General features: G+C 36.9%; 20 protein-coding genes and 1 tRNA gene. 1 reads left to right on the forward strand and 20 read right to left on the reverse strand.

Translation table 11 applies throughout. The annotated features are described in order from the left end of the window. Position 1 precedes the first annotated feature (1 nt). From tilS to spoIIE, 4 genes are all read right to left on the reverse strand, one after another. On the reverse strand, positions 2–1,396 hold the full coding sequence (gene tilS / locus BN1066_RS00160) for a tRNA lysidine(34) synthetase TilS (RefSeq protein WP_077317483.1): 1,395 nt from the start codon (positions 1,394–1,396) through the stop codon (positions 2–4). Positions 1,397–2,071: 675 nt separating this feature from the next. After that, positions 2,072–3,010, reverse strand: coding sequence for a protein kinase domain-containing protein (locus BN1066_RS00165; protein ID WP_077317484.1), 939 nt, complete (start codon positions 3,008–3,010; stop codon positions 2,072–2,074). Further along, the gene (locus BN1066_RS00170) at positions 2,979–3,713 is read right to left on the reverse strand and encodes a VWA domain-containing protein (RefSeq protein ID WP_077317485.1); all 735 of its coding nucleotides are present in this window, start codon (positions 3,711–3,713) and stop codon (positions 2,979–2,981) included. The genes BN1066_RS00165 and BN1066_RS00170 overlap by 32 nt, the downstream gene beginning before the upstream one ends. A gap of 740 nt (positions 3,714–4,453) precedes the next feature. After that, complete coding sequence (gene spoIIE / locus BN1066_RS00175) at positions 4,454–6,898, reverse strand: stage II sporulation protein E (protein WP_077317486.1); 2,445 nt, start codon at positions 6,896–6,898, stop codon at positions 4,454–4,456. Between the two features lie 1,004 nt (positions 6,899–7,902). Between spoIIE and BN1066_RS00180 the strand changes: the two genes are divergently transcribed. Next, positions 7,903–7,976 (forward strand) — tRNA-Met (locus BN1066_RS00180). 283 nt (positions 7,977–8,259) lie between these two features. Here BN1066_RS00180 and BN1066_RS00185 read toward each other — a convergent pair. The 16 genes from BN1066_RS00185 to purR form a co-directional block, all read right to left on the reverse strand. Beyond that, on the reverse strand, positions 8,260–8,643 hold the full coding sequence (locus BN1066_RS00185) for a S1 domain-containing RNA-binding protein (protein WP_077317487.1): 384 nt from the start codon (positions 8,641–8,643) through the stop codon (positions 8,260–8,262). Between the two features lie 103 nt (positions 8,644–8,746). Continuing rightward, positions 8,747–9,127 carry an FtsB family cell division protein gene (locus tag BN1066_RS00190; RefSeq protein WP_077317488.1) on the reverse strand — a complete coding sequence of 127 codons (381 nt, stop codon included), beginning with the start codon at positions 9,125–9,127 and terminating at the stop codon, positions 8,747–8,749. A gap of 4 nt (positions 9,128–9,131) precedes the next feature. After that, positions 9,132–9,731: a spore cortex biosynthesis protein YabQ gene (yabQ, locus tag BN1066_RS00195; protein WP_077317489.1), complete on the reverse strand. Its 600-nt coding sequence runs from the start codon at positions 9,729–9,731 to the stop codon at positions 9,132–9,134. Continuing rightward, positions 9,728–10,027: a sporulation protein YabP gene (yabP, locus tag BN1066_RS00200; RefSeq protein WP_077317490.1), complete on the reverse strand. Its 300-nt coding sequence runs from the start codon at positions 10,025–10,027 to the stop codon at positions 9,728–9,730. Before yabP ends, yabQ begins: the two co-directional genes overlap by 4 nt. A 59-nt stretch (positions 10,028–10,086) precedes the next feature. Then, entirely contained in the window at positions 10,087–10,347 is a 261-nt protein-coding gene (locus BN1066_RS00205; protein ID WP_077317491.1) for an RNA-binding S4 domain-containing protein, read from the reverse strand. A 1-nt stretch (position 10,348) separates the two neighbouring features. Further along, positions 10,349–11,797, reverse strand: coding sequence for a bifunctional methyltransferase/pyrophosphohydrolase YabN (gene yabN, locus BN1066_RS00210; RefSeq protein ID WP_077317492.1), 1,449 nt, complete (start codon positions 11,795–11,797; stop codon positions 10,349–10,351). Then, complete coding sequence (locus tag BN1066_RS00215; RefSeq protein WP_077317493.1) at positions 11,790–13,382, reverse strand: putative polysaccharide biosynthesis protein; 1,593 nt, start codon at positions 13,380–13,382, stop codon at positions 11,790–11,792. The genes yabN and BN1066_RS00215 overlap by 8 nt, the downstream gene beginning before the upstream one ends. Positions 13,383–13,956: 574 nt before the next feature. Next, positions 13,957–14,493, reverse strand: a complete 537-nt coding sequence (spoVT, locus tag BN1066_RS00220) for a stage V sporulation protein T (protein ID WP_077317494.1) — start codon at positions 14,491–14,493, stop codon at positions 13,957–13,959. 122 nt (positions 14,494–14,615) lie between these two features. Continuing rightward, positions 14,616–18,137 carry a transcription-repair coupling factor gene (mfd, locus tag BN1066_RS00225; RefSeq protein ID WP_077317495.1) on the reverse strand — a complete coding sequence of 1,174 codons (3,522 nt, stop codon included), beginning with the start codon at positions 18,135–18,137 and terminating at the stop codon, positions 14,616–14,618. Positions 18,138–18,289: 152 nt separating this feature from the next. Next, on the reverse strand, positions 18,290–18,520 hold the full coding sequence (fin, locus tag BN1066_RS00230) for an anti-sigma-F factor Fin (protein ID WP_077317496.1): 231 nt from the start codon (positions 18,518–18,520) through the stop codon (positions 18,290–18,292). Between the two features lie 117 nt (positions 18,521–18,637). Beyond that, on the reverse strand, positions 18,638–19,201 hold the full coding sequence (gene pth / locus BN1066_RS00235) for an aminoacyl-tRNA hydrolase (RefSeq protein ID WP_077317497.1): 564 nt from the start codon (positions 19,199–19,201) through the stop codon (positions 18,638–18,640). A gap of 515 nt (positions 19,202–19,716) precedes the next feature. Continuing rightward, positions 19,717–20,355 (reverse strand): 50S ribosomal protein L25/general stress protein Ctc, encoded by a 639-nt coding sequence (locus tag BN1066_RS00240; protein WP_077317498.1) that lies wholly within the window; start codon positions 20,353–20,355, stop codon positions 19,717–19,719. 244 nt (positions 20,356–20,599) lie between these two features. Beyond that, positions 20,600–21,553 carry a ribose-phosphate diphosphokinase gene (locus BN1066_RS00245; protein WP_077317499.1) on the reverse strand — a complete coding sequence of 318 codons (954 nt, stop codon included), beginning with the start codon at positions 21,551–21,553 and terminating at the stop codon, positions 20,600–20,602. Positions 21,554–21,569: 16 nt separating this feature from the next. Then, on the reverse strand, positions 21,570–22,949 hold the full coding sequence (gene glmU, locus BN1066_RS00250) for a bifunctional UDP-N-acetylglucosamine diphosphorylase/glucosamine-1-phosphate N-acetyltransferase GlmU (RefSeq protein WP_077317500.1): 1,380 nt from the start codon (positions 22,947–22,949) through the stop codon (positions 21,570–21,572). Between the two features lie 716 nt (positions 22,950–23,665). Then, on the reverse strand, positions 23,666–23,956 hold the full coding sequence (gene spoVG, locus BN1066_RS00255) for a septation regulator SpoVG (protein WP_021290353.1): 291 nt from the start codon (positions 23,954–23,956) through the stop codon (positions 23,666–23,668). Between the two features lie 1,661 nt (positions 23,957–25,617). After that, entirely contained in the window at positions 25,618–26,466 is an 849-nt protein-coding gene (gene purR / locus BN1066_RS00265; RefSeq protein ID WP_077317502.1) for a pur operon repressor, read from the reverse strand. Positions 26,467–26,481 lie beyond the last annotated feature (15 nt).

A 26,481-nucleotide genomic window follows, 5' to 3' on the forward strand; every position in this document is an offset into this window, starting at 1 on the left:
CCTACATGTTGCATTTTTCATAATATAGTTGTATTTGTGAGGTGCTGGTGGATCGTTTGGCAAGTGACGCTTTTCGTAATCCAACCAACCATAATATTTCCCCATGATCGTCGGTTATAATCGGCCAAATTGCTCGCTTTCTACGAGGTACTTTGGCATCAATAAAAATATCCTTTACCTTCTTGCTTCCGTTCAACCCTTTTAAATGCATTTTATCTCCATGTTTTCGGGTTCTTATATGTAATGGAAGTGCGACCTGGCTGGCATCAAAGCAGAAGCTGTCCTTTGTCTCTTCTGAGAAAGCATCTACGTATTTAGCTATAATAGCTGAACCATCAGGCAAAATGGTCTTTCCTGGAATTTTTATATGCTTATGGAATGACGATGAACAATGAAGATCATCACAGAAGTGGCACCTTAACTGATTATAGGATTTTTCTACTTTTAAGCCAGCAGGGAAATCAATTTGTGCATTTCCAGTTTGTCGGTGTAATAATGCAAAAAATTGCTCTTCATGGACATACGATAAATCTTTTGGTAAATCAATATACAGATAGTTTAATATTAGATGATAGGCTCGTCTTTGTAAAGCAAATGCATACGTTTTAAATTGATCAATTTCAAAAGATAATTCCTGTTTTTCTTGATCAAACTGGACTACTGAATGTACCATGTTTTCTGCTTCTTCTGTTATATACGCCTGATCTATGGCTAATGTTTCACTAAGATGCTGAATGGTGGTATGTAAGTTACTATTTTTTTCTTTTAGTAAGGGAAGAATATGATGTCGCACATAATTTCTAGTATAGGTTGTTTCCTCATTTGAAGGATCAAGTCTCGGAGTAATATTATGGGCTTCACAATAATTCCAAATATCCTCCTTTGTTACGCAAAGAAACGGTCGTACAATTGAACCTCCTGCAAACGCTCGTTTTACGGGAATTCCTACCAAAGCTTGTGAATCGGCAGAGCGAGTGAGTCGCATCAACATCGTTTCTGCTTGATCATCGCCATGATGTCCCAAGGCTAGATAATTGGCACCCAGCTGTTCCATTTGTTGTTCAAAAATAGCATAACGCAAGGTTCGTGCAGCAACTTGAGTTCCCTGTTTCTTTTCTTTTTTCCAACTAGGCACATCAACAGATTTACCGATAAATTCTACTTTCCATTGTTTGCAAACATTTTCCACATAGCGCAAATCTCTCAATGATTCCTCTCCCCGCAGCTGATGATCAACACTTATGGCAACAACGCGAAAGTTCCATTCATCCTTGAGCGAATGTAAATAATGCAGAAGAGCCATTGAATCTGGTCCACCAGAAACACCAACTAAAATGGTTGCGTCTTTTGTAAACAAGTTATGTTTCAATATGAAATCTTTCACTATTGTTTTCATCTTTCCATCTCCACTAAACCAATCTAACAACAATTTGAAAAGTATGTAGACTTCTATGTTTTTTTAAAAGAACTGGGTCAGTTAACATATTTCAAACACTTCTAACTTTTCCATAAAGGAGGATAAAATATAACAATCTTAGAAAATATTAGCTTGTTGCCAAGTCTTTATGACGAAAGCTATTGTTTTTCTCTATACGATAAAGTGAAACTTCATTCAGCAAGGGTTTTCTCCTCTCCTACGGAATGTTAGTACCTCAAGGGTATGACCTAAAGGCCCTTGAACCAATCGGGTATTTAGGTGCCGTTTTCTACCACTTTGACCCTTTGTATCAACTCAGGTCTTGAAGTGGGAAACTTACGGCACCTTACATGCGGGATAAAGCCTAGTTTTATACTTTCCTAAGTGTCAAAAAAGGGATTTTTCGCTTACCGGTTTTGCTTTAGATTTGATACCTAAAAAACGAGAAGAAGAAAAATTGCCTAACTGTGCCCACGTGTCAAACAATAAATTTACAAGTCGCATCAACTTCTATGTTAAAATACACCGGCTTATTTTTCATGTTAGACTTTTTAATTTCTGTTCAAGGATGACCCAGCTCTACCTAAATAATAATGCGCATCTGCTTTTCAGTTTTGTTAAAATTCCTTTAGTATTATCCTATCACAATCCTACTTACTGAAAAAGTAAAGATATTACATAATAACTTACTGCCATAATGGAAATTCCCCCCGCTTCCAGTAACAGTGCGGGTTGCTTTACCGATTGACCTTGAGTCTTTTGTTGCTGACGTTTCCGCTGAGCCGTGTAAATGATTTGTACTAATTCTTTTTTCATTTGCGTGCTCGAACGATATTTTCCCATTATGGCATTTTTTAATAAAGAACGATACGGGATTAATGCTTTTGCTTCATCTATTTTACGAAATAGCATTTTTTGCGGGTGTGGACCTTTTGCAAATCTTTGTGGATAGTAAACATGGATAAAAATCATAGCAAATGCAAATAGGTCATAGCTTGGTTCTGCTTTTCTACTGCCTAACCCCCAATATCCTCGATCAAAAAATTCCGTATACTCTTTAATCGCTCTCCCCATTTGCGTCATTCCACCTACATCTACCCAGCGAATTTTCGGCGGGGAAGATACGACAAGGAGATTATCTGTTTTTAAATCACCAAATACCCACCCGCTCTTATGCAAGTCTTCTAAAACATCTAAAAGCTGAATCATAAATATGCCAACCCACGCTTCTCCCCGACTTTGAATATACGAAATTAATGATTCTCCTTGCAGGTACTCCATGACATAAAAAGAATACTTCGCCCCAGTTGGCGATGTCCAATCATCCACATCCAATAAAGAAGGTCCAAGTCGATTTCCTTGGACCTTTCCTAAAGACTGCAACACATTAACTTCAACTGTCATTGATGAACGGTTATCACTTATTTTTAAAGCCGCATGTTTCCCATTACTTTCACAAAGATATACGGCTCCAATTGCACCAGACCCAAGCTTGCTTTTTATTAAATATGTCTTTCCATGCCACTTTCCACGAATCTTAATTCCTGGCCGTACATCATAATTATGCTTCTTCCAGCCCTGGTTCGTCTTCATTTATAAAGCTCCTTCGTAAGCCCTTCTTGCTAAATTGGTACATTGATTCACGAATTGCCGGTCCGGTTGGGGTAACACCTCCGCTAGTCAGCTTCGGAAAAATGGATGATAACGTATCTAAAGCAGGCGACCAATCCAGAATTTTTTCCATGGTTTTTCGTTTGGCAGGAAAACGGCAAATAGCAAACCGATTGCGACCAATTCGAGCGTTTAAACTAATCGATAAATCAATTAACGCTTCTTTAACCGTGGGAAGCTTATCATACATACTGGCACTCGTATCTACTAAAACAAGTACTTCCAAATCACAAGTTTCTCCCATGTCCTCTACAACTTCCATAATCTCGCCACGTTTTTCCGGCTCTACATCTTCCAACGTTTGACCTTTTCCTAAAATCTGTTGAAGCTCTTGATTAACAAATCCCTGCATTGTCTGTGTCATCGCCTGCTTGGTTACTGATTGAACCGTTTGCGACAATGCTTGCTTATAAACAAGCTGACTCACACCTCCGCCTGACAGGGCAATATCCTCAACTTCTCTTAAACTATCCGTCTCTTCTAACTGATCATCTTCTAATATGCCAATTACATTTACGGTTATTCCTTGCTCATGCGCCAACGAGGCTGTTGCAACAGGATCTTCACCTTGATTGGAGCACCCATCTGTAATAAGTAAAATTTGTCTTAAGGTTCCTTTTCTCAACTCCATCTACCTCCCAACTATTTCAGTACCATCATCACCATTTTTAACCATATCTATACATGGTCTGAAAGTACGGTTAGGAGCAAACGCTTAAAGCGCTCAGGTAGCAACATGCAAACTGGAGAACTTCTAACGGAGTAAAGTGAAACTTCAGTCCGTGAAATGTTTTTTACACGGATTATTAGTACCTTAAAGGGATGACCTAAAGCCTCTTTTAACGAATCGGGGATTTAGGAGGCGTTCTTCTCATAAAGTTGCAAAATAATAAACAGATTATTGAAACGATTAGAAAAACTTGGCTTTTCGCCAAGTCTTTATGGCGAAAGCTATCGTTTTTCTTACTATAAAGCCTAAAATTTTTTTATGTTTTTCTATAGTAGAAAAATACGCCTCCTTATATTCGGGATAAAGGAACATGCCATAAAAAAAGGGGTATGCGACACTTGGGCGGTAAGCCCGCTTTTAGTTGGTCTTCCTTTAGATTCGAACCGATGTTGACTTATCGTAAGAAGAAGTTCGAAGTTTGCTACAGCTTGAACGTTTAAGCTAGACGAAGCCACTTCTAAAAAATATCCACAATGAAAAAATTTTCTTAAGCTACACAAAACTTACAGTGATCTCCTTTTTAGTTATATGGTAAAGCCTACTTTATATACTGTCGAAACACCTCCATATCAAAGTATGATACATGTTAACGTAGAAGTAGAATTTTATTAGCTATTCGTAAAATAAATAAAATATTACGCAGTATGAATTGGAATCGATGACCATTTAGGAATATTTTTTTTGATTTTAGCAACAACCACCGTCATATCATCTTCAATCTCTCCAGATCTTGTACGAACCACCTCTTCTAAAATTAAATCCGCAATCTCTTGTGGATCGTTCGTTCGCATTTCTCGAATTTTTCGCTTCAGCCATATATCTGTATTTTCAACATGTTTTGGCCCCTCAAAAATGCCGTCACTCATCATGATTAATATATCATTTGGTAGCAACTGTTCACTGACAATATCTACATCAAACTCCTGAATAATTCCAATTGGTAAATTACTTGCTTCTATTTTAATCAATTCATTTCCTCGTTTAATAAAGCTCGGTGTTGAACCAATTTTTAAAAACTGTACAGATGCGTCATGCAAATCTATTACTGCTAAATCCAATGTTGCAAATATTTCGTCCGTTGACCTTAAAGATAAAATTGAATTAATGGATTTGATTGCTACCTTTTCAGGTATTCCCGTTTGTAAAATTTGCTGTAACAACCGCAGTGTCTCTACACTTTCTTCTTGAGCACGTGCCCCATTTCCCATACCATCACTAATCGCCATGGCGAATTTACCAGCTCCCAATTCAATGGTCGTATAACTATCTCCAGAAATAAGTCCACCTCCCTTAGCAGCATTAGCCGCTCCTGTTTCAACAACAAACTCCCTCGCTGAACCAAAAGCGAGATAGCTATAACCATTTGGAAACGGTGCAATTTCCTCCTGCTTCACAACAACTACTTCTTTTAAAATGTCAGATAATATTGGTGCAATTAACTTAGCCCCTTCTCCATGGTAACTATAAAAAGTTAATGTCATTTCAATATCAATATTCCCTTTATCCAAACTATAAATTTCCAATTTTTCTAATTCTAATCCTATCTGTTTTAACGTGTGAACAATTTGTAGTTCCTGTTGCTCATGATGTTCTCGTTCCTTTAGAATCTCTTTAGCAAAATCCTCCATCACCTCTGATACACCTTGTAATTGCTCTGCCACCAACTTCTTACTTTCTAATACTTGTTGTTTTAGCTTTTGATTTGCTTCAAAATAGGAAGTCTCCTCCTTCATCACATCAATGACTTTTTGTGGCTTTACACAAAAGTTTTCAAATTCTCGTAATGCCTTTCTTGGTAGTTTCCCTTCTTCTTGTATACCATCCTTCAGCATTTCCATTAATGTATACGTTTTATCAAACTCCTTTTGCCAGCATCTTTCTTTCTTAAAACAGTTCTGACATGTTTTTTCGGTTACTTGACTTAAAAAATAATCAGTCTCCCGTTGTGCCTCCTGTTCACTTTCATCTTGACCATCAGCAGTGGCAAAGCTATTCGATAATGCTTGAAACACATCAGAAAATTGTTCTACTCGTTTAGCGGTAACATTACGAATTTTTTGTAAATATCGTTCCTGTTCATTCGTATATTCATCTGTTCCCGGAATAAACCGGGACAAGTTTTTAAACCAGTTTGCCGGTGTAAGCAAAAACAGTACAATAGCAATAGAAGATTCCATAATAGACGGAACAAGCTCTGTCGCATTTCCATAAATTCCAATTAAAAAGGTTCCAACAAATAGTCCAACAGCTACACCTGGTTTTTTCCCTTCTTTTAATAATCCGCCTAAAAGACCAGAAAACGCTAGTAAGCTCATTTGATATAAATTCGCAACATTTGCAAGTGACAAGATTAGTCCGGCAACTACACCTACCGTTGAACCAATGGCAGCTCCACCGACATAGGCAAGAATTAAAACAAAATAACGAGAAAAAACTTGCTCAATTGCTGCACCATAAAGCTGCCATCCTATTGTTCCAGTTAAAATGGAAGCGATCAAAATAATCATACAGACGATTTCTTCATTTTTTAATACCGGATTATACCTTTTAGGTGATAATAAAGGCAAGCTTTGCATAAATATTAAAACAAGAACTGTTCCTAACACTCCTTCTACTAAAATAAGCAACCATTCATAAGCTGCTAACTGGCGTTCAATGGAATATTGAAAAATACGCGTTCCTGCAGTAGCTAAGAAGACAAATAACGGTATTAGTAGCTGCTGACGTTTTGCCTGCTTAAACAATCCCGCTAAAAAAACAAAGACAAGTAGTCCTAAAGCAATGAAGATACCGTGCGTAACAGAATAGCTTAAGGCACCAAGCATAATGGCAACAATAGTTCTAACTGTTTTTTCCTTATGAACAAACCATACTGTTGCTAAAAAAGCTACCGCAAAAGGAGAAACAACTGATAATATAACTGCTCGTCCCAACAAAAAACCAATAACATAAAATAGCCAGCTCCGCTCTAGCAATATATGTTTTAGCTTTGCATATAGCCGGCTTCGAAGCTTGTCCATTTGATTGGTTCGCTGCGCTCCGAATGCTTTAGGTTCCACTCTTGAAATTGAATCCATCATAACTACCACTCCCTCTTGTGCATATCATTAAATCACAATATGCCAACTATTTTTGTCAAAACAACGGAGCATGATTAAAAATTCGTTCGACGTCTTTTTATGCCTTAAACAGTTTTCAACACGAACGCGCGTTTGTTTAGACTGAACTTATTTTATGAGTTTAGTAAAATACCATTTTATTTACAGTTGCGTTTTTTATACTTTTATCAACCGTTTATCCAAATCATTCTTCTTCATTTAGAAAAACTTGGCTTGTCGCGAAGTCTTTATGACGAAAGCTATCGTTTTTCTTATACGATAAAGTGAAACTTCATTCAGTAGGAGTTTTCTTCCCTCTCCTACTGAATGTTAGTACCACAAGGGTATGACCTTAAGGCCCTTGAACCAATCGGGCATTTAGGTGCCGTTTTCTCCCACTTTGGCCCTTTGTATCAACTAAAGGCTCTTTAAGCAGGAATCTTACGGCACCTTACATGCGGGATAAAGCCTAAAGTTTTATACTTTCCTATAGTGGAACAAACGCTAGAAGCGCTCGGTTCAAGACGAACAACCGGAAATCACCTGACGGGTTAGATTCGAGCCGATGTTGACTTTAGGAAGAAAGGTAAAGTTTGCTAGCTGCGAGCGCTTATGCCAAACAACGAAGCTACTTTTCAAAAAATATTCACCAGGTTAAAAATGAAATTTTTTTCTTAGACATATATAAAAGTTTTCTTCTATTTAGTTCCCCAAGAAAAAAGCACATTTTTTGCCGAATACTGCATATTCCTATCTATTCTTTTTTTGCCAAACAAATAATAAGGCATAATTCGAGTTTTGACGGTATAATTAATTATTACTTGGGAAACGGGAACTTTACATAATTAGCTACTTTGTTTTTTTATTGTTAGATTCAACATCCATCCCATGAGAAGTTTTCTATTCATGACTCCTTTATAATAACTACTAAATAATTGTTGACAGACGGAACTTCCTATTGTATTATATTTCATGTTGGCTTATTTGGCGGTGTAGCTCAGCTGGCGAGAGCGCACGGTTCATACCCGTGAGGTCGGGGGTTCGATCCCCTCCGCCGCTATCATATAAATCAAAGAAACTCCCTGTTACATTACAGGGAGTTTTTGTTGTCTATTCTGAATCTTTGAGAAAATCTGGTTATATTAAATTTGATAATGACCTATGTACAAACGGATATCGTTTCTAAACAAGAACAAAAGCAGGGATTACACCATATTGGTAATCCCTGCTTGTTGTTCGCCTTTATTACAACAAAGGTTCGCTATTTTGACAACTAGATGCTAACTGCAAAAACACAATTTATAACTAGAGCATTATTATCCGTTTTTTATAGACAGCAACTGCTATCCTCTTTTAGCACCTCGACCCCCACGTTTGGATTCCGTGTGCTTCTTTAAAGAGGCAAGACGGTCTTCTGAATCCTTTAAAAAGCGATTCATTTTTGCTTCAAAAGATTCCATCCGTTCACGGCTATCTCGTTGACGTTTTGGTTTATCTATTGCTTTTTTGATAGATAAGCCAATTTTCCCGTCCTTTTCAACATTAATGACCTTGACCTTCACCTCATCACCGACAGAAAGGTGATCGTTAATGTCTTTGACATAGTTGTCGGCAACCTCACTAATGTGAACAAGTCCTGTTTTTCCTTGCTCGATTTCTACAAAGGCTCCGAAATTAGTGATACCAGTTACCTTACCTTGCAGCTTGCTGCCTACTTCAATTGACATAAAAAAAATGCTCCTCCTTAAGATTTTTAGGAAACTAATATTTAATCACTAATGACATATCATCAGCTTACTACTATATTATAGCCAAGCAAGTGAAAGTGTGTCAATAAGCGGGTTCCTCATCCGGTAGTTTAAAGATCAATTCGCCTTCTTTAGAGAAGAAATAATTCGTTCTGGCTATTTCTAATACATATTCTTCGTCTTTCAATCGTTCTGCTTCTTCTTGTAAGCTGACCTCTTCATTTTTTAAATCTACTATTTCCTGTTGCAATCTTTCATATTCTTCTTTTTTTTCTGCATGAAGAGCACGCTGTTTCATATGGTATGTCGTCATACTACCAAAAGCAATTAGTGCTATGATAGAAAACAACACAAGACGCCGAATTAAACGTTGTTTTTTTCGCTTCTGCCTTTTTACATGAGCATTATATTGCTGCATGTAATTCGAATCTAATTCTGTTACTGTTCGTTTTTCTCGGGCCAACGTTTTACCTCCTCTTCAAGCTCACATACTTCCATATCTTTATACACTTATTCTTCATTGTACTATAAATTCCTGCTAATTTTAATATAAATCCTTGAACTTTTTTAGGAAGTAAGCGAAAGATGAATAAAAGAAGCCATTTTATCGGTGTAATAATAACGATGATAACAAATAAAATAAGCTTAAGTATAAGCTTAATAAGCCACATGATGATTTTATAAAGAATGAATATAACGCCTTTTATTGGGGAAATAATCACAGCTTGTACGACTTTAACAAAGAAACGGTACACTGCACTAACCATTCGAATAATGTGCTCCAATAGCTTTTTATAACTAGTTGCCGCAACGGCCTGATAAGTGGAAAACCCTAATAAGCAGGCAAGTATTATATACAGTCTAATCTCCCCACCATTGACTAAAAACAAAATATAAAATAACAATAACGTTTGGGTTAACCAGAATCCAATCTCCATAACATATGTCATGATTCGCCTGTTTTTCCAATAAGGAGTAAAACGGCGAAATGTATCCTGAATAACACCAATATAAAAACCACTTGAGATCATCGTTAGCATCGTAATAAACTGCGTACTTAAACTCATTTAAATAACTTGCTAAAGAATCCTTTAGCTTTCTCCTGCTGTTCATCTATATAAGAAAGCTCATAAATTTTCCCTTTGATGACAACAGATCCTTCATTCACATCCAGATTCTTTAATTGAAGGTTTTGTCCGCGAACAATTAAATAACCCATTACTGTTTCCAGCAGAAATTCTTCGTTATCGAAACTATCTACTTCTTTCACACCGCTTATCTCTAAGTTTTTACGATTATTAATCTTCACATTATGGTCTATTGTCGAACGCGTTATATTTTCTTTGTTCTCGTAATAATTCATTAAAAAGCCCTCCTTATCAATATTACTTTATGATAGGAGGGACAAGAGTAGAACAAATTCTAGCGATTTAATTTTTCTTCTTTTATTACGGTATACAGTGAGGCTGCTTCATCTTTTTTAATCGTTTCTCGTAATTCATTTACTTGAATCGTGACGAGCTTCTGTCCAAACTGAATAACGACCTCATCACCTATAGTTAATGTAGATGAAGCTTTTGCTGGTTTCCCATTTATAATTATTCTCCCTTGATCTGCTATTTCCTTTGCTAGTGTTCGCCTTTTGATTAATCGGGATACTTTTAAAAATTTATCTAATCGCATGTTAATTCTCCCCTTCTTTTGCTCTTTCCCACAATTCACTCATTTGAGCAAATGTGGCGTCATGAATCGAACTGCCACGCTTTATAAGCATCTCTTCAATATAAGTAAAACGTGATATAAACTTTTCATTCGCTCTGTTTAATGCTACCTCAGGGTTAATGTTATAATGCCTTGCTAAATTAGCAAGCACAAATAAAATATCACCGAACTCCATTTCCTGTTCATTCATGGATTCAACTGAAATGGCAGTTTTAAACTCAGCTATCTCTTCCTCCAGCTTATTCCATACACCATATACTTTATCCCAATCAAAACCTGCTTTTGCTGCTTTCTTTTGTAATTGATATGCTCTTATTAACGAAGGTGAATGCTTTGCTACCCCATCTATCATAGAAGCGCGTGCATGACCTTTTTCGGCTTGTTTCAGTTGATCCCAGTTGCTTTTTACTTCAGCAATACTATTCACAGCAGTATCTTTAAAAACATGAGGATGACGATGAATCATTTTATCTGTAATACCTCGAATGACATCATCGATATTAAAGTATCCATTATCCTCTCCAATTTGACTGTGGAGCATCACTTGTAAGAGTACATCTCCTAATTCTTCAACGATTCCGTCATCATCTTGCGTATTAATGGCGTCAATTAATTCATATACCTCTTCAATCGCAAATTCCCGCAAGCTTTCATGCGTCTGGGCCTGATCCCAAGGACATCCTCCAGGTCCACGAAGCTTTTGAATAACTTTGCGCAGTTGCCAAAATGTATGATGTAATACGTCGTCTGGTGCAGGAGGGACGTAAACACTTGTTAAATTACTAACTTCCACCGTACGATCTAACATTTCTAATGGTATTTGCTTTATCGACTGAGCTTTGCTTCCCACAGCTTCCACAACCGTAATCAGATAATCTGCCGGCAAGTCCTCTAGTAAGGTTAATTTTACCTCTGATGCAACAAATTGATCATAAACTTGGGAAAAAACGAGGTGGTTCTTAAAATTTAATTCGCTTCGATTAAAAGAAGTAGCATCAACAAACTGAAAACCCTCAATCGGATCAATTTTCAACGCTGTAAAGATATCATCCAAATAGCTACTTCCGCCAACGATTACGACGTTCATCCCTTTTTGCTCTAATAGTAATTGTACTGTTTTTTCGGCAAGCATAGGATGTCCGGGCACGGTATAGATGACATCATCCTTCATCGCTTTCTCTCGAATAACCTCGACGATTCGCTCATATACGCGGGGAAATTGTTGCTCTTCTTCATACAAATAATCAAATGAATGAAAAGTAGTACCCTCTTTTTGTAAAGCAACCACCACTGGATGATCAATCGTACGTGTATAGACTGTTTTGTTTGCAGATACTAATTTTTTATAAACTCCTAATGGTAATTGATCTAAATCACCTGCACCTAATCCGACTATTTCAACCTTAAACATGCTCATCTCTCCTGTTTTTTAACTTCATCAAATGGATAGGAAATGGGAGCATTTGTAATTGCTCCTCTGTGAATCCCCGTAGTTTTATTAAGCTATATCCATATACGAGCGCACCTGTAATAGAAAGCAGACTAACAAACAAAAATAAACCAAGCCTAGAGTCGTCAAAGAATGAAAGGAATAACCCCTGAACGATATATAAATAAATAATCATGATAATAGCCGATAATAAAAAAGCTTGCCAGCGTATCGCCCTTAATAGTTTTAAAAGCGGTAACTTTCTGCGTAACTCTGTTAATGCCACCACACAAAATAAAAATACCGCTAAAACTGTAGCAATCGAACTTCCCATTAAACCGAAAGAAGGAACAAGTACTTGATTAGCAATCCATTTTACAAAAAAAGCAATTAATATAAACAAGGCAACCCGCTTTATATGACCTAACCCCTGCAAAATAGACGAAGCGGTAATAGCCACCGAACTTAAAACAATAGAACATACAAGCACTTGCAACTCGCTTGTTCCTTGTTGATCCTGAAATAAAGCCAGATTTACTTCTGGTAAGATTAGTATCAGTCCAATAGTAGCCCCTGTTGCTAAATACACACTAAACACCATAGCTCCGCGTATGTATGGGTAAAATGTATGAGGATCAGCTGATAGCTTTTTTTTGGAAATGGATGGTATTAGTGCTAATGCTAGTGATGAACCAAACACGGTTCCCAATTGAATCAGCGGTTGTCCGCGATCAAACACGCCTTTCGCCTCCATTGCTGTTACTTTTGAATATCCACCTTTTAACAGACTTGGAAAGAGGGTAAATGTGTCAGCAAACTGCAGAATAAGCAGCACCATATGATTCAAGGTGGCGATGACGCCAAACATAAAAATTGTAGACACATAATAGTTCCAAGGGATTTTTTCCTTCTTGCTACCAATTGGTCGGCTTCGGAAAAAAAATAGGATAAGAACACAAATTGCGGCAATTTGCCCCAAAATAGAGGCTATTACAGACCATTTTCCAATTTCATAAATGTATTTTCCGCTTTCTGCAATTACTATTGCAGTTGCGATAATCACAGCTACACGTATCGTTTGCTCAGCCAGTTGCGAAAAAGCGGTCGGTTTCATCATATAATTTCCCTGAAAGACGCCACGCAATAAAGCAATAACTGGAATAAGCAAAAAAGCAAAAGCAGTAAATCGATATGTCTCTATCAAAAGGCTATCTCCAATCCAGCCTGCAATATATGGAGCATTCACAAATAAAAAAACAAATAGCCCCCCACTTATCAAAAAGAGGATAAATAAAACAGGCAGATAGAAACTAAATAAGGATAGCTCTTGATACTGGGATTTCCTATCTACAACCATTTTGGATATCGCAGACGGAAACCCATATAGTGCTAACATAAAACCAATCCCTAAAATAGGGTAGACTTGTTGATAGACATAAAAACCAATGTCTCCGGTTAAATTTTGTAGTGGTATTCGATAACCAGCGCTTAATAGTTTACTTATGATTCCAGCTATCGTTAGTATTAATGCCCCTTTAACGAGGTGTTTCGTTTCATTACTATTCATGTTGAACTTTCCTTTAATTCACACGTTTATCCACTCATTATAGCATAGATTTTCAGAAAAACTTGGCTTGCCCGCCGAGTCTTTACGGCGAAAGCTATCGTTTTTCTTATACGATAAAGTGAAACTTCATTCCGTGGAATGCCTTTTACACGGAATGTTAGTACCACAAGGGTATGACCTAAAGGCCCTTGAACCAATCGGGCATTTAGGTGCCGTTTTCTCCCACTTTGACCCTTTGTATCAACTCAAGATCTTGAAGCAAGAGTCTTACGGCACCTTACATGCGGGATAAAGCCTAAAGTTTTATACTTTCCTATAGTGTAAATCGAAAGGAAACCCTCATCCTTGGCGTTTCCTTCCGCCTTTAAGGGGGACTACTCCGCTTATTTTACTTGAATAAAGAATACCTATTACTGAAAAAGCGATTATTACTAAAAGTTATCGGTCTTCATTTAAGTACTAAATTATTATACATTTTAGCGAAACTATTTTAAACATCCTCTCAAATCAAACAAGCTGCCTTCTAATCCTATTATTAGAATGACAGCTTGCATACAACAGATAAGCAAGTATATTATTCCATCTGCTTAGCTAAAAAGCTTGCAGCTGTTTCTGCTGCTTTTTGCTCTACTTTGCTAAATGGCTCTCCCTCTTTGGCAAAAATCACTACAGAGCCAATTGCATCACCATTAGCGATAATTGGACTAACACAATAGGAATTTAATTCTTGCTCATGTCCTTCGATAATCTCTAAAGTTTGTGGTTCTTTTTCAATAATATGTGTTCTACCTTCGATTATTTTCGCTAAAGTTGAGCTAATATTTTTGTTTAGATAATCTTTTTTTGATTCACCTGCTACAGCAATCACTTCATCGCGATCGGAAATAATTACAGGCGTTTGTAGGGAGTCAAACAGCGCCTCTGCATATTCTTTGGCAAAATGGCCCAATTCGTTAATAGGAGAATATTTTTTTAAAATAACTTCTCCTTCCCTGTCCACATAAATTTCCAGTGGATCTCCTTCTCTAATTCGCAGTGTCCTTCTGATCTCCTTAGGAATTACTACTCTTCCTAAATCATCAATACGACGAACTATTCCTGTTGCTTTCATACTATATAGCCTCACTTTCTAAATAATGATGATTACTCATTACCCAAGTTTCTCTGTGGAATCATCAGTTGTGGTTTTAGTATGAAGCAAAGCAGGATAACTATACATGAAATACCAATTTTTTACGATTTACGATTTACATCTGTTAGTTTTTCAATAAATTCTGCTACATTAGAGTAACGATCGGCTTTTGTATCTTTTGTATATTTAAATACAAGCTTTAGCTTATTCTTTTCCGTACCCAGCTGTACGCCTCGACCAAATGTATTTGCTATTTCAAATAGTTTTGCGCCATCAATTTGCTGACTACGTTCTTCATCTACGAGTACTTCTATTTTGTTATTTTTTTCACTAATTGATACTATTCTTTCTCGCTTAGCTAGCATTTTTAGTATCGCTACCGTAAATAAATGGTCAACTTCCTCTGGATAATCACCAAAACGATCGATTAATTCATCACGTAAATCTTCCGCATCTGCTCTGGATTCCATCGTTTGAAATTGTTTATAAATATCAATTTTCTGTTTTTCATCATCAATATACTCATCAGGAATATATGCATCGATATTTAATGTTAATTCTGATTCAAACGGTTTAATATCTTTTGTATCCTTACCTTCTTTTCGAGCATCAATCGCTTCTTTTAGCATTTGTGAGTACATATCAAAACCTACTGAATCTATAAATCCATGTTGCTGAGCACCTAATAGATTTCCCGCTCCGCGAATGGATAAATCGCGCATCGCTATTTTAAATCCGGAGCCTAACTCTGTAAATTCTTTTATTGCTTGCAATCTTTTTTCTGCTACCTCTGTCAACACTTTATCTCTTTTGTACGTAAAGTAGGCATAAGCAACTCGATTAGAACGACCGACCCGACCACGCAATTGATACAGTTGACTCAATCCCATCCGGTCCGCATCATTGACTATTAACGTATTTACATTAGGAATATCGACACCGGTTTCGATAATGGTCGTGCTAACAAGTACATCAAATTCCCCTTCTAAAAAAGCGAAAATGACATTTTCCAGTTCTGTTTCGTTCATTTGTCCATGAGCAACAGCAATTCTCGCGTCAACATGTCTTCCTAGCTCTCTCGCTACTTCTTCAATATTTTCTACCCGATTATGAAGAAAGAATACTTGCCCACCACGTGCCATTTCTCGTTCAATTGCTTCACGTATAAAAACGGGATTATATTCCATGACATATGTCTGAACTGGGAAACGGTTTTCTGGTGGTGTTTCGATAACGGACAGATCCCGAACACCAAGCATGGACATATGAAGTGTCCTCGGAATTGGTGTAGCTGTCAAGGTAAGTACGTCTACATTTGTTTTTAGCTGTTTAATTTTTTCCTTATGTTTAACTCCAAAACGCTGCTCCTCATCGACAATTAAAAGACCTAAATCATGGTACTGTACGTCTTTAGATAAAAGACGATGCGTTCCAATAACAATATCAATCGTACCTTTTCGTAATTTTTCCAATGTTTCTTTCTGTTGCTTTCTAGTTCGGAATCTACTCAACAGCCCAATAGATATTGGATAATCCTGGAACCGCTCTCGAATCGTCTCAAAATGCTGCTGTGCCAAAATGGTAGTAGGGACTAATAAAGCGACTTGCTTATCATCCATAATGGCTTTAAATGCTGCACGAATAGCGACTTCGGTTTTCCCATAACCTACATCACCGCAGAGCAAACGATCCATCGGGCGTTCTTTTTCCATATCTCGTTTGATCTCTTCTATACAACGCAATTGATCCTCTGTTTCCTGATATTGGAAGGACGCTTCAAACTCTCTCTGCATTTCTGTATCTTTTGAAAAGGCAAATCCCTTTCTCGCTTCTCTTTCAGCATACAATTTAATTAAGTCATCTGCTATATCTTCCACGGAGGATTGAACTTTGCGTTTTACTTTTTTCCATTCACTTCCGCCTAATTTATACAACCTAGGCTCTTTTCCTTCTGAGCCAACAAACTTTTGCACTTGATCGATTTGATCAATCGGTACAAATAACTTATCATCGCCGGAATATTTGATTAGCATATAATCTTTATGCAAATCGTTTACTTGTAATGTCTCAATACCAAGATACTTTCCAATACCATGGTTTGCATGGACAACATAATCGCCAACCTTTAATTCTTGATAATCCTTAATTCGCTCAGCATTAGATATTTTCTGCTGTTTTCGTGGCCGTTTTGTTCGTTTCTTAAATAACTCCTGCTCCGTAACTAGAACTACCTTATGCATTGGCAGTTCAACGCCGCTGGAAATATTACCTACTGTAATCGTCGGTTTTTCAACCGGAAGATACAGATGTTTCGCAATACCAAATTCCATATCATAATCTAAGAAAATAGAATGGATCTTTTCAGCTCGGTTCTCATCTGATGCTACAACGACAACGGAGTAATCCCCTTTTTCCCATCTTTTCAATTCATTCTTTAATAAATGCATTTGTCCATGAAACTCTTGCATGGGTCTAGAGGATAAATTAATAATATTTTTCGGTTGTGTATTTGGAATATGGCGTAAAAATACAGACATATACAGTCGCGGCTGTTTCATTCGTTCCCAAATGGCATGCCAATCAAAGGAAAAAACGCTATTTTTTACCATCTGATGGGATGCTAGGAGGCTACTATACCAATCTGCCTCTTCTGTATCCAAATGTAAAGCCGTCTCTTGTATTCGACTCATTTCATCGATAATAATTTGACCATCCTGTGGTAAATAATCTAGTAAACTAGCTGGCTGCCTATACATATAACCAATATATTTATACATTTCTGAAAAATGCTCCAGATTTTTTAAACGTTCTATGTCAGTCTTCACTACTTCTGTAAGCGTTTCCTTTGATTCTTTAGATTTGAGCGTTTTTAATGTTTCAGCAAGCGCTTCCTCGACACGCTCACCAGCAGCGTAAATATCAGTTTGACTTAACAGTAACTCTGTAGCCGGACCAATTGTAATTTCTTTTAGTTTATCTAAGGAACGCTGCGTTTCTGCGTCAAAATACCTAATCGAATCAATTTCTTCATCAAATAATTCAATGCGAATCGGATGCTTCTCGGTGAGTGGATAAACATCAATAATTCCACCACGTCTACTAAACTCACCAGGAGAAGTAACCATAGAAGCATGATTGTAGCCCATGTCTACTAAAGAAGATAGGTAAGCTTCGACATCAATATCCTCACCTAGTTTAAAAGGAAGTTGATATTTCTCCCAATAGTCTGGTGGAGGAAGAATTCGCTTTAATGCTGCAACAGGGGCAATTAAAATTCCCGACCTATTTTTTGACCAAGCCATTAATGACTCGATACGCTGACTTCGCAATTCGGGACTAGCAATCGCAATTTCTGATGCAATTAATTCGTTCACTGGATATAAATGGACCTCTTCTTCACTAATAAACCCAGTAAGGTCATCATATAATTGTTGCGCCTGTACTAGTTGGTGCGTTATAAGCAAAATAGGCTTTTTGACTTCACCATGAATTGCAGATACAAGCAGTCCTCTAGCTGAACCTGATAATCCAGCAACTAGCTGCTCATCCATTCCAGCTAATATTCCTTTAATCACGGACTGTATATCTTCTTTCGATTGTAAATATGATTGTATACCCTTCATTACTAAACCTCCACTTACATTGGGTGACGTAAGTCTTAACAAGCGAATCTGTGTAAAACTGACTTTTCCATACTTTGTAATGTCCAAGTCTTCACCCTTTGTATATAAGCACAAAAACGCCTTGGTTCTATTACCAAAGCAGCAGCTTGCTTTTATTGTATAAAAAAGTCTAATTCATGATAATGTGGATGATGTCCTAAGGCTTCTTCACAATTCTCACAGATAACCTTTATATGGACATCTCCATTTGGTTTATAAGTGATCATCTCTTCTTTTTCCTTCATCGTTAATTGATCAAAACCTAGCATTGTTGTATCTATAACCTTCTGTTGAATGCTTCCTATTTTCTGACCACAATGCCTGCATAAATATATGATAGGCAAAAGGAGTCACCTCCAATAACAAGTAGTTATTGGTAATAAGTGTATCCGAAATTGCCTTCGTCTATACAAATGAAAGAAGTGATTCAATTTAAGTTTGTCTTTTATCTTATGTGGTAATTACTTATTATATTCGTTCATCACTTCATCAAACGGCTTATTTAGCCAAGCCTCACATGCATCTGCTGCTTTTCTTACCCCTTGCATGACTTCCTCTAGTTCATTTTTAGGGAAGGATTGAAGTACGTAATCAACGATAGTAAGTGATGTTGTTTGTGGTCTTCCAATACCAATGCGAATTCGTTTAAAATCTTTTGATCCTACATGATTAATAATAGATCTAATGCCATTATGTCCACCATGCCCACCTTTTTGACGCAGGCGAATTTTACCTACAGGTAAGTCTAAATCATCAAAAATAATCAAAATATTTTCTAAATCAATATTATAATAATCCATCAGCGGTCTTACAGCTTCGCCAGAAAGGTTCATAAACGTTTGCGGCTTTATCAGCATAACTTTTTCTGTTTCTAATTGAGCGATGGTATAGTCCCCTTTAAATTTCGTTTTGTCGAGCTTCCACTGATAGCGCTTTAGTAACTCATCAATAACCATGAAACCTACATTATGTCTTGTGTTCTCATATTTCTTTCCTGGATTTCCCAATCCAATAATACATTTCATCATAACTTCTTCCTTTTTTTAATATCTTTCTAAAATAAAAACACTGCGTATTGAATATAAGCTAAGCAATAATAAAGTGAAACTTCATTCAGTAGGAGTTTTCTTCCATCTCCTGCTGAATGTTAGCTTGAACGAATCGGGCATTTAGGTGCCGTTTTCTCCCACTTAGACCCTTTTGTATCAACTCAAGACTCTTGAAGCGGGAGTCTTACGGCACCTTAGATGCGGGATAAGTTTTTAACCTTTAAAAACCAAACTTCTGCAGGACTTAAATGCAGATGTTTTGTTGTCTAGCTTCTACACTATCTATACTTACATCTGTCACGCATTTCTAAAAATTTTATACTGCTTAAATAATACAACACAACTCTCCCCCCTAAACAGGAGGGAGAGTGCTTCCTCATCTATAAGCTAATACACGAACTCTCTTTCACATTGATAAAGGGTAGATACTGAGAGCTCTTACTTGAGACATGCTCCAAATAGTTTGAGGGTGTGATTACTTATTTTGCAAATTAAGCTTCTTCTTCTTTGTCCTTTTCGGCACCGACTAATTCCGGCTCAGCATTTTCAACTGGCGTTTCTCCCTCTAAATCTTTAGCTGTGTCTGGAGCTAATACTGTTACAACTGTAGTAACTTCATCATCTAAAATAGTGTAATTACCATTCGTTTTAATATCACCAACAGCGATACTGTCACCTATTCCAAGATCAGAAATGTCCACAACAATTTCTTCCGGAATGTCAGCTGGCTTTGCACGAACTTGCAATTCATGTAATGGCTGTTGAAGCACGCCTCCATCCTTCGTTCCTATTGCTTCGCCTTCCAGACGCAAGTTTACTTCTACATCCATCTCTTCAGCCATATCAACGATATAAAAGTCCGCATGAATAAGTTCATCTCTTAAGGGATCAATTTGGTACTCATGCAACATTACATCAACAGGTGCTTCATTTTCGACTTGTAATGAAATGATCGCATTTCTTCCTTCATCACGTACCGTTTTTACCAGTTCGATACTATTGACGGAAATAGATTTCGTTTCTTTTCCTTTTCCGTATAAAACAGCTGGCACATGACCGCTATTTCTAATCTCCTTTGTTGCTGATTTAGTATGATCTTCTCTTAATTGCGCTGCTAATTTGACTGCCATATTTATCATCCTCCAAAATTTAACAAAAAACCTTGACTTGTTGCAGTACTTCTATCTTGAAATTTTACGCTTTTAATTTCATTCATGCAATTAATTCATTAGGATCGAGCATTTGTCTTACAGTTTGATCCTTCACTTAACCTCCTAGGTTTCACCTCGGTATTGAAATGGAGGTCTTACTGTCATTATATGCGGGATACAATACACATCTTAGATAATACCCGTTTTACTTATGGCTTAAACATCAATCAAATAAAATGCTTACAGATTGTAACTCATGCACACGAATAATCGCTTCCCCAATTAAAGGCGCGACAGACAACTGTGTGATTTTATTAATTTGCTTGTCCTCTGGTAATGGAATCGAATTCGTAATGACTAGCTCTTTTATTTTTGAACTGTTAATACGTTCAATAGCCGGACCTGATAAGACTGGATGCGTACAGCAAGCATACACTTCTTTTGCTCCGTTTTCAACTAGCGCATTGGCTGCAAGAGTAATGGTACCTGCTGTATCAATAATGTCATCGATAAGAATCGCTGTCTTTCCTTCAATATTTCCCACAATATTCATTACTTCGGCAACATTTGGACGAGGTCTACGCTTATCAATTATTCCAATAGGCGCCTTTAGGCGATCTGCCATTTTACGTGCCCGTGTCACCCCGCCATGATCAGGAGAGACAATAATAGTATCCTCTAAATTCATTGCTTCAAAGTAATCTGAAAGAATTGGAACACCTTGCAAATGATCGATCGGTATATCAAAAAATCCTTGAATTTGCGGTGCATGCAAATCTAGTGTTATAACCCGATTAGCACCGGATGTTTCTAGTAGATTAGCTACTAGTTTTGCCGCTATAGGCTCACGGGATCTAGCTTTACGATCTTGTCTAGCATATCCATAATACGGCATAACAATATTAATAGATTTGGCTGATGCTCGTTTTAAAGCATCGATCATAATTAATAATTCCATCAAATGATCATTAACTGGAGAACAAGTTGATTGAACGACATAAACATCACATCCGCGAATGCTTTCTTCAATATTAATTTGAATCTCACCATCACTAAACCGGGATACGGTACACTTCCCCAGCTTAGTACCGATGTGGTCTGCGATGTCTTGCGCCAATTTGCGATTAGAATTTAATGTAAAAACCTTCAAGGATGAATCCTTGTAAGTAGATGCCATGAGTTAATACCCTCCGTTAATCTTTTTTCTGTTTTTTTATTTTTGATGCATATCCTTCTTTATTCGTTTGCCGCGCTCTAGCTACTGATAAAGAATCCTCTGGCACGTCCTTTGTAATGGTTGATCCAGCTGCAACATAGGAACCCCTTCCAATGGTTACAGGAGCAATGAGATTTGAATTGCATCCAATAAATGAATCATCTTCAATTGTCGTTACATATTTATGTTTGCCGTCATAGTTCACTGTTATTGTACCACAACCAATATTCACATTGCTTCCTACGTGCGCATCACCTATATAACTCAAGTGGGAGACTTTGCTATTTTCCTTGAGGTCTGTCTTTTTAATCTCTACAAAATTACCTATTTTACCGTTATTGCCAATGGAGCTTTCAGGACGAAGATGAGCATATGGTCCAACTTTTACATGATTGCCAATTTTACTATCACTAGCAACACTTTGTTTAACAATCGTTCCTTTTCCTACATAACAATTAATTAGCTCTGAATAAGGGCCGATCTCTGCCTCCTCTTCAATCACCGTTTCGCCTTTAAGGATTGTCCCAGGATGGATAATTGTATCAGCACCAATTTTAACATCTGGTCCAATATATGTGTGCTCTGGATCAACTATCGTTACACCATTTTTCATATGCCGTTCATTGATGCGCAGCTTCATAATCTTTTCTGCCTCTGCCAAAGCAACTCGATCATTAATACCTAAAGTTTCATCAAAGTTGTGCGTTATATACGCACTTACAATTTCCCCTTGCTGTTGGAGGATTTCTATGACATCTGGCAAATAATACTCACCCTGTGCGTTATTATTAGAAACTTGCTTCAACGCTTGAAATAATGCTTGATTATCAAAACAATATGTACCTGTATTAATTTCATCTACAAGTAATTCCTTGTCATTTGCATCTTTATGCTCTACAATTCGTTCTACACCATTTGCTTCATTGCGAATAATCCTGCCATAACCAAATGGATTAGGGGCCTTTGCAGTAAGAATTGTCGCTTTTGCACCTGATTTTTCATGATGATCAATAAGAGATTGATATGTTTCTTTTGTAATTAACGGTGTATCGCCACAAACCACAATGGTTGTACCTTCTTTGTCTTTTAAAAGCGCTTCTGCCTGTAGCACCGCATGCCCAGTTCCCAGTTGTTCCTCTTGAAGAACAAACTCACTTTTAGCACCAATATGCTTCTTCACATCTTCAGCACCAAACCCGACAATGGTAATTACTTTATCTACATTCACGCTGCTTATTTGATCAATGACATGTTGCACCATTGGTCGACCTGCTATTGGATGGAGTACTTTGTAAAGCTTTGATTTCATTCTTGTACCCTGTCCAGCTGCTAAAACAACAGCATATCGATTCGTCATATAAAGAAACCTCCATCATTTCGATTTACCCATTATGAATATATCTTAAATGACAGTTCATTTCAATAGATAAACCATGTAAATCAAGGCCTATAACAGTACAAAACTATCCATTTTCAGCAGAATATTCATATTTAAAGAAGTTCGTCTGGATGCATTATCCAGTTGTCTGTATAGAGATTGTTCAAATACATTTAGAAAAACTTGCTTGTCGCCAAGTCTTTATGGCAAAAGCTATCGTTTTTTATACGATAAAGTGAAACTTCATTGTGTAGGAGTTTTCTTCCCTCTCCTACTGAATGTTAGTATCACAAGAGTATGACCTAAAGGCCTCTGAACCAATCGGGGATTTAGGAACCGTTTTTCTCAGCTTGTTCGCAACATCATTAGCTCATTTTTGAATTGAGAAAAATACGGAGCCTTACATCCGGGATAAACCCTAAATTTTATACTTTCATATAGTATTAAAAAAACGCAACAAATTTCTTTGTACGTAACAAGGAATCAAGCCAACCGCAAGCGAAAATTCTATTGTTTAAATATGTGCATTAAGGCATTCTCCAGTACTATCAGTACTATCTATTTTCTTTACGAAAAATGCATAAAATTTTTCCTTGTATCAAAAGGTAGTAACCGTTTTCAACAAAAAAAGAAGGCTAACCTGATGTAGATTAGACCTCTAGTTGCTATAAAATATTATTATTAGAAAAGATTGCTTAGGAGGCTCCCGCTTCTTCATATTTTACTTCTGCCTCGCCTGCTCGATGATACTCTTCTAACACAGCATCCTGAATTTTTGCCCGTGTCCCTGAATTGATCGGGTGAGCAATATCTCTAAATTCACCATCCGGGGTTCGCTTAGATGGCATCGCTACAAATAGTCCATTATTTCCATCAATCACTCGGATGTCATGGACAACAAACTCCTGATCCAAAGTAATTGATGCAATCGCCCGCATTCTACCTTCCGTATTAACGCGGCGCAACCGAACGTCGGTTACTTCCATGATGTGTCACCACCTTTTCGCATTTGAATCTATATTAACTACTTCAACAAAACTATTAAAATTCCTGCTAAATTATTAAAAAAAATAAAATATTTTCAATGCTAGATTTTTTTCTTATGTAAAACTAAAACTAGCAGCGCTCATTTTGTGGCATACAAACAGCAGATCTTCTAATGAAATAAAAGGAAACTTCATTCAAAGAGTACTTTTTTCCTTAAAAAAAGAAAAACACTTTTTCTGCGTGTGATGCGTCGCTGTCGTAGCCTTCCATGTCCTGTCGCCCAATCGAAGGGGAAATTTAGGAGTCGTTTCTCTCATAGAGATCGCAAAATAATACGTAGATTTTTGAAATGAGAAAAATACAGCACCTTATATTGGATAAAGAAAACATGTATCTGCAACAAAACCACGCCGACGCCTGAGCGAAAACTCGATGTAAGTCGGACTTCCTTTAGATTCGAGCTGATGTTGACTATCGTAGGAAGAAGACCACAATTTGCTACATTATGAGCGCACAGTTAGACAAAACTATTTTAAACAAGCGTGCCGCTATATAGGAGCAGATATAATTACCCAAACCATTGCAGGAATCTTCCATCAACCAATTCGACTTCTCCGTTACACAATAGTGCTATTGAAATATCAAGTTTGATACGAACTTAGTATTTAATCTTGCTACGAAAAAAAGATCTACACAAGCTTGTTATCCTCATCTATATTTTAAGCTTACTGCCAATACCCTCATTCTTGTTCATTAAAATAGGAAAACAGCAATGTCACCCTGATATGTTCGAAATAAATAGTCCATCAATTAAACAGGATTTAATAAAAAGTGAAGTTATTTATAAACAAATTAGTAAGAGCAAAATAATAATCATAAACCATTATATTTGGGAAAAGTTTAAAAGGATTAAAAGCTCTTGGAAAAGTTGTCAAAGCTGGGGATATATACTCAAGCCATTTTCAAGGAAATATACAGTTGCTGTAAAGCGTAACGCTAGAAAAATAGGAAAAAGTCACAGAAAGTATCAAAAGATTATGTAAGAAAAAGACTTATTAAATTTGGAGTACCAAAAGGCGACGCAAAACTAGCTACCGGTATTATTTTTTAGATTAATAAAACAACAAAGGAAACAATAACAAAACAATGTTATTATTGTTTCCCTTACCAACTTTCTTAATAAATGTCAATTAATTCCACAAGTAGACATTGATTTAATTCTCTTTGTTCTTCCTCTGACAGTTCCCTTTGCTCTCTTAATATATATTCCTCTTTTTACCAGTTATACATCGTAACATCTATTTCTTTGCTTTATATTTATCTAAAACACAAGAGGACTCTTTTTGTTATTATGACGAACTTTTCACACGTCTAACCTGCGTAATAAACGAATTATCTGTTACCTGTTAGTATAATTCCAGCCATCGATCACGCTTTATGTATTCATCTGATTTATTAAAAAATACTTCATTACTGCAATCAGCACATGAAATGATAGTCATTCCTTTCGTGACTACATATCCTTATAACGATTTTTACTTCTTTCCGTTCTACAAGCTTATTATTAAAAGCTTAAAAGTTTTATTTTATGTCTTTATTTCTTGCTCCAATTTGCCCCCCTATAACATTAGGAGCTGTCAACCCCAAAAAACTCTGACTGTTATTCATTTTTAGGAGACTGTCCGTTTGTTTTGTAAATCTCAAGATAGTTACCGACTTGTACATCAATCTGCTTTTTCTTTATATCCACATTGGATATTTTTATTAATGATATATAATCATCAATTACTCGCTCTTCCTCTTCATCATCTGCTTCAGCTAATACCCCAATTCCTTGGACCGTTGCATCAAACTCTTCTAGCAAATTCTTCATACCTGTAATCGTTCCACCAGCTTTCATAAAATCATCAACAATACAAACATTGGATCCCTCTGGTAAACTTCGCTTTGGCAATACCATCGTTTGAATTTTTTTAGAAGAGCCCGATACATAATTAATACTTACAGAAGATCCCTCTGTTACTTTCGGATCTCTCCGAACAATAACTACCGGTACATTGAGAAAGGAAGCAACTGCATAAGCTAACGGTATCCCTTTTGTAGCTACGGTTACAACCACATCAATATCCTTATCAGAAAATGCTGATGTAAATACTCTGCCGATCTCTCTTATGGTGTTTGGATCTCCTAATAGATCACTCATATACAGATAGCCGCCTGGAAGGATACGAGCCGGATCTTCAAGACTCTGACAGAGTTTTTCTATAAATACTTTATTTTTTTCATGAATACTAAACGGTATATACTTCACGCCACCACCAGCACCCGTCGTCCGTTGCAAATATCCAATGCCTTCGCGGCGAAATACCTCATCAATAATATCCATATCCTCACTTACAGAAGCTTTAGTTGTTTCTAATCGTGACACAAAATAAGGTAACTGAGTATGCTTTCTCGGATTTTCGAGAAAAAAATTAGACAATACAACTAAACGATTACTTCTTTTCATCTTCACACCTCAAAA

This window comes from Virgibacillus proomii (assembly GCF_900162615.1).
Taxonomy (GTDB): Bacteria; Bacillota; Bacilli; order Bacillales; family Amphibacillaceae; genus Virgibacillus; species Virgibacillus proomii.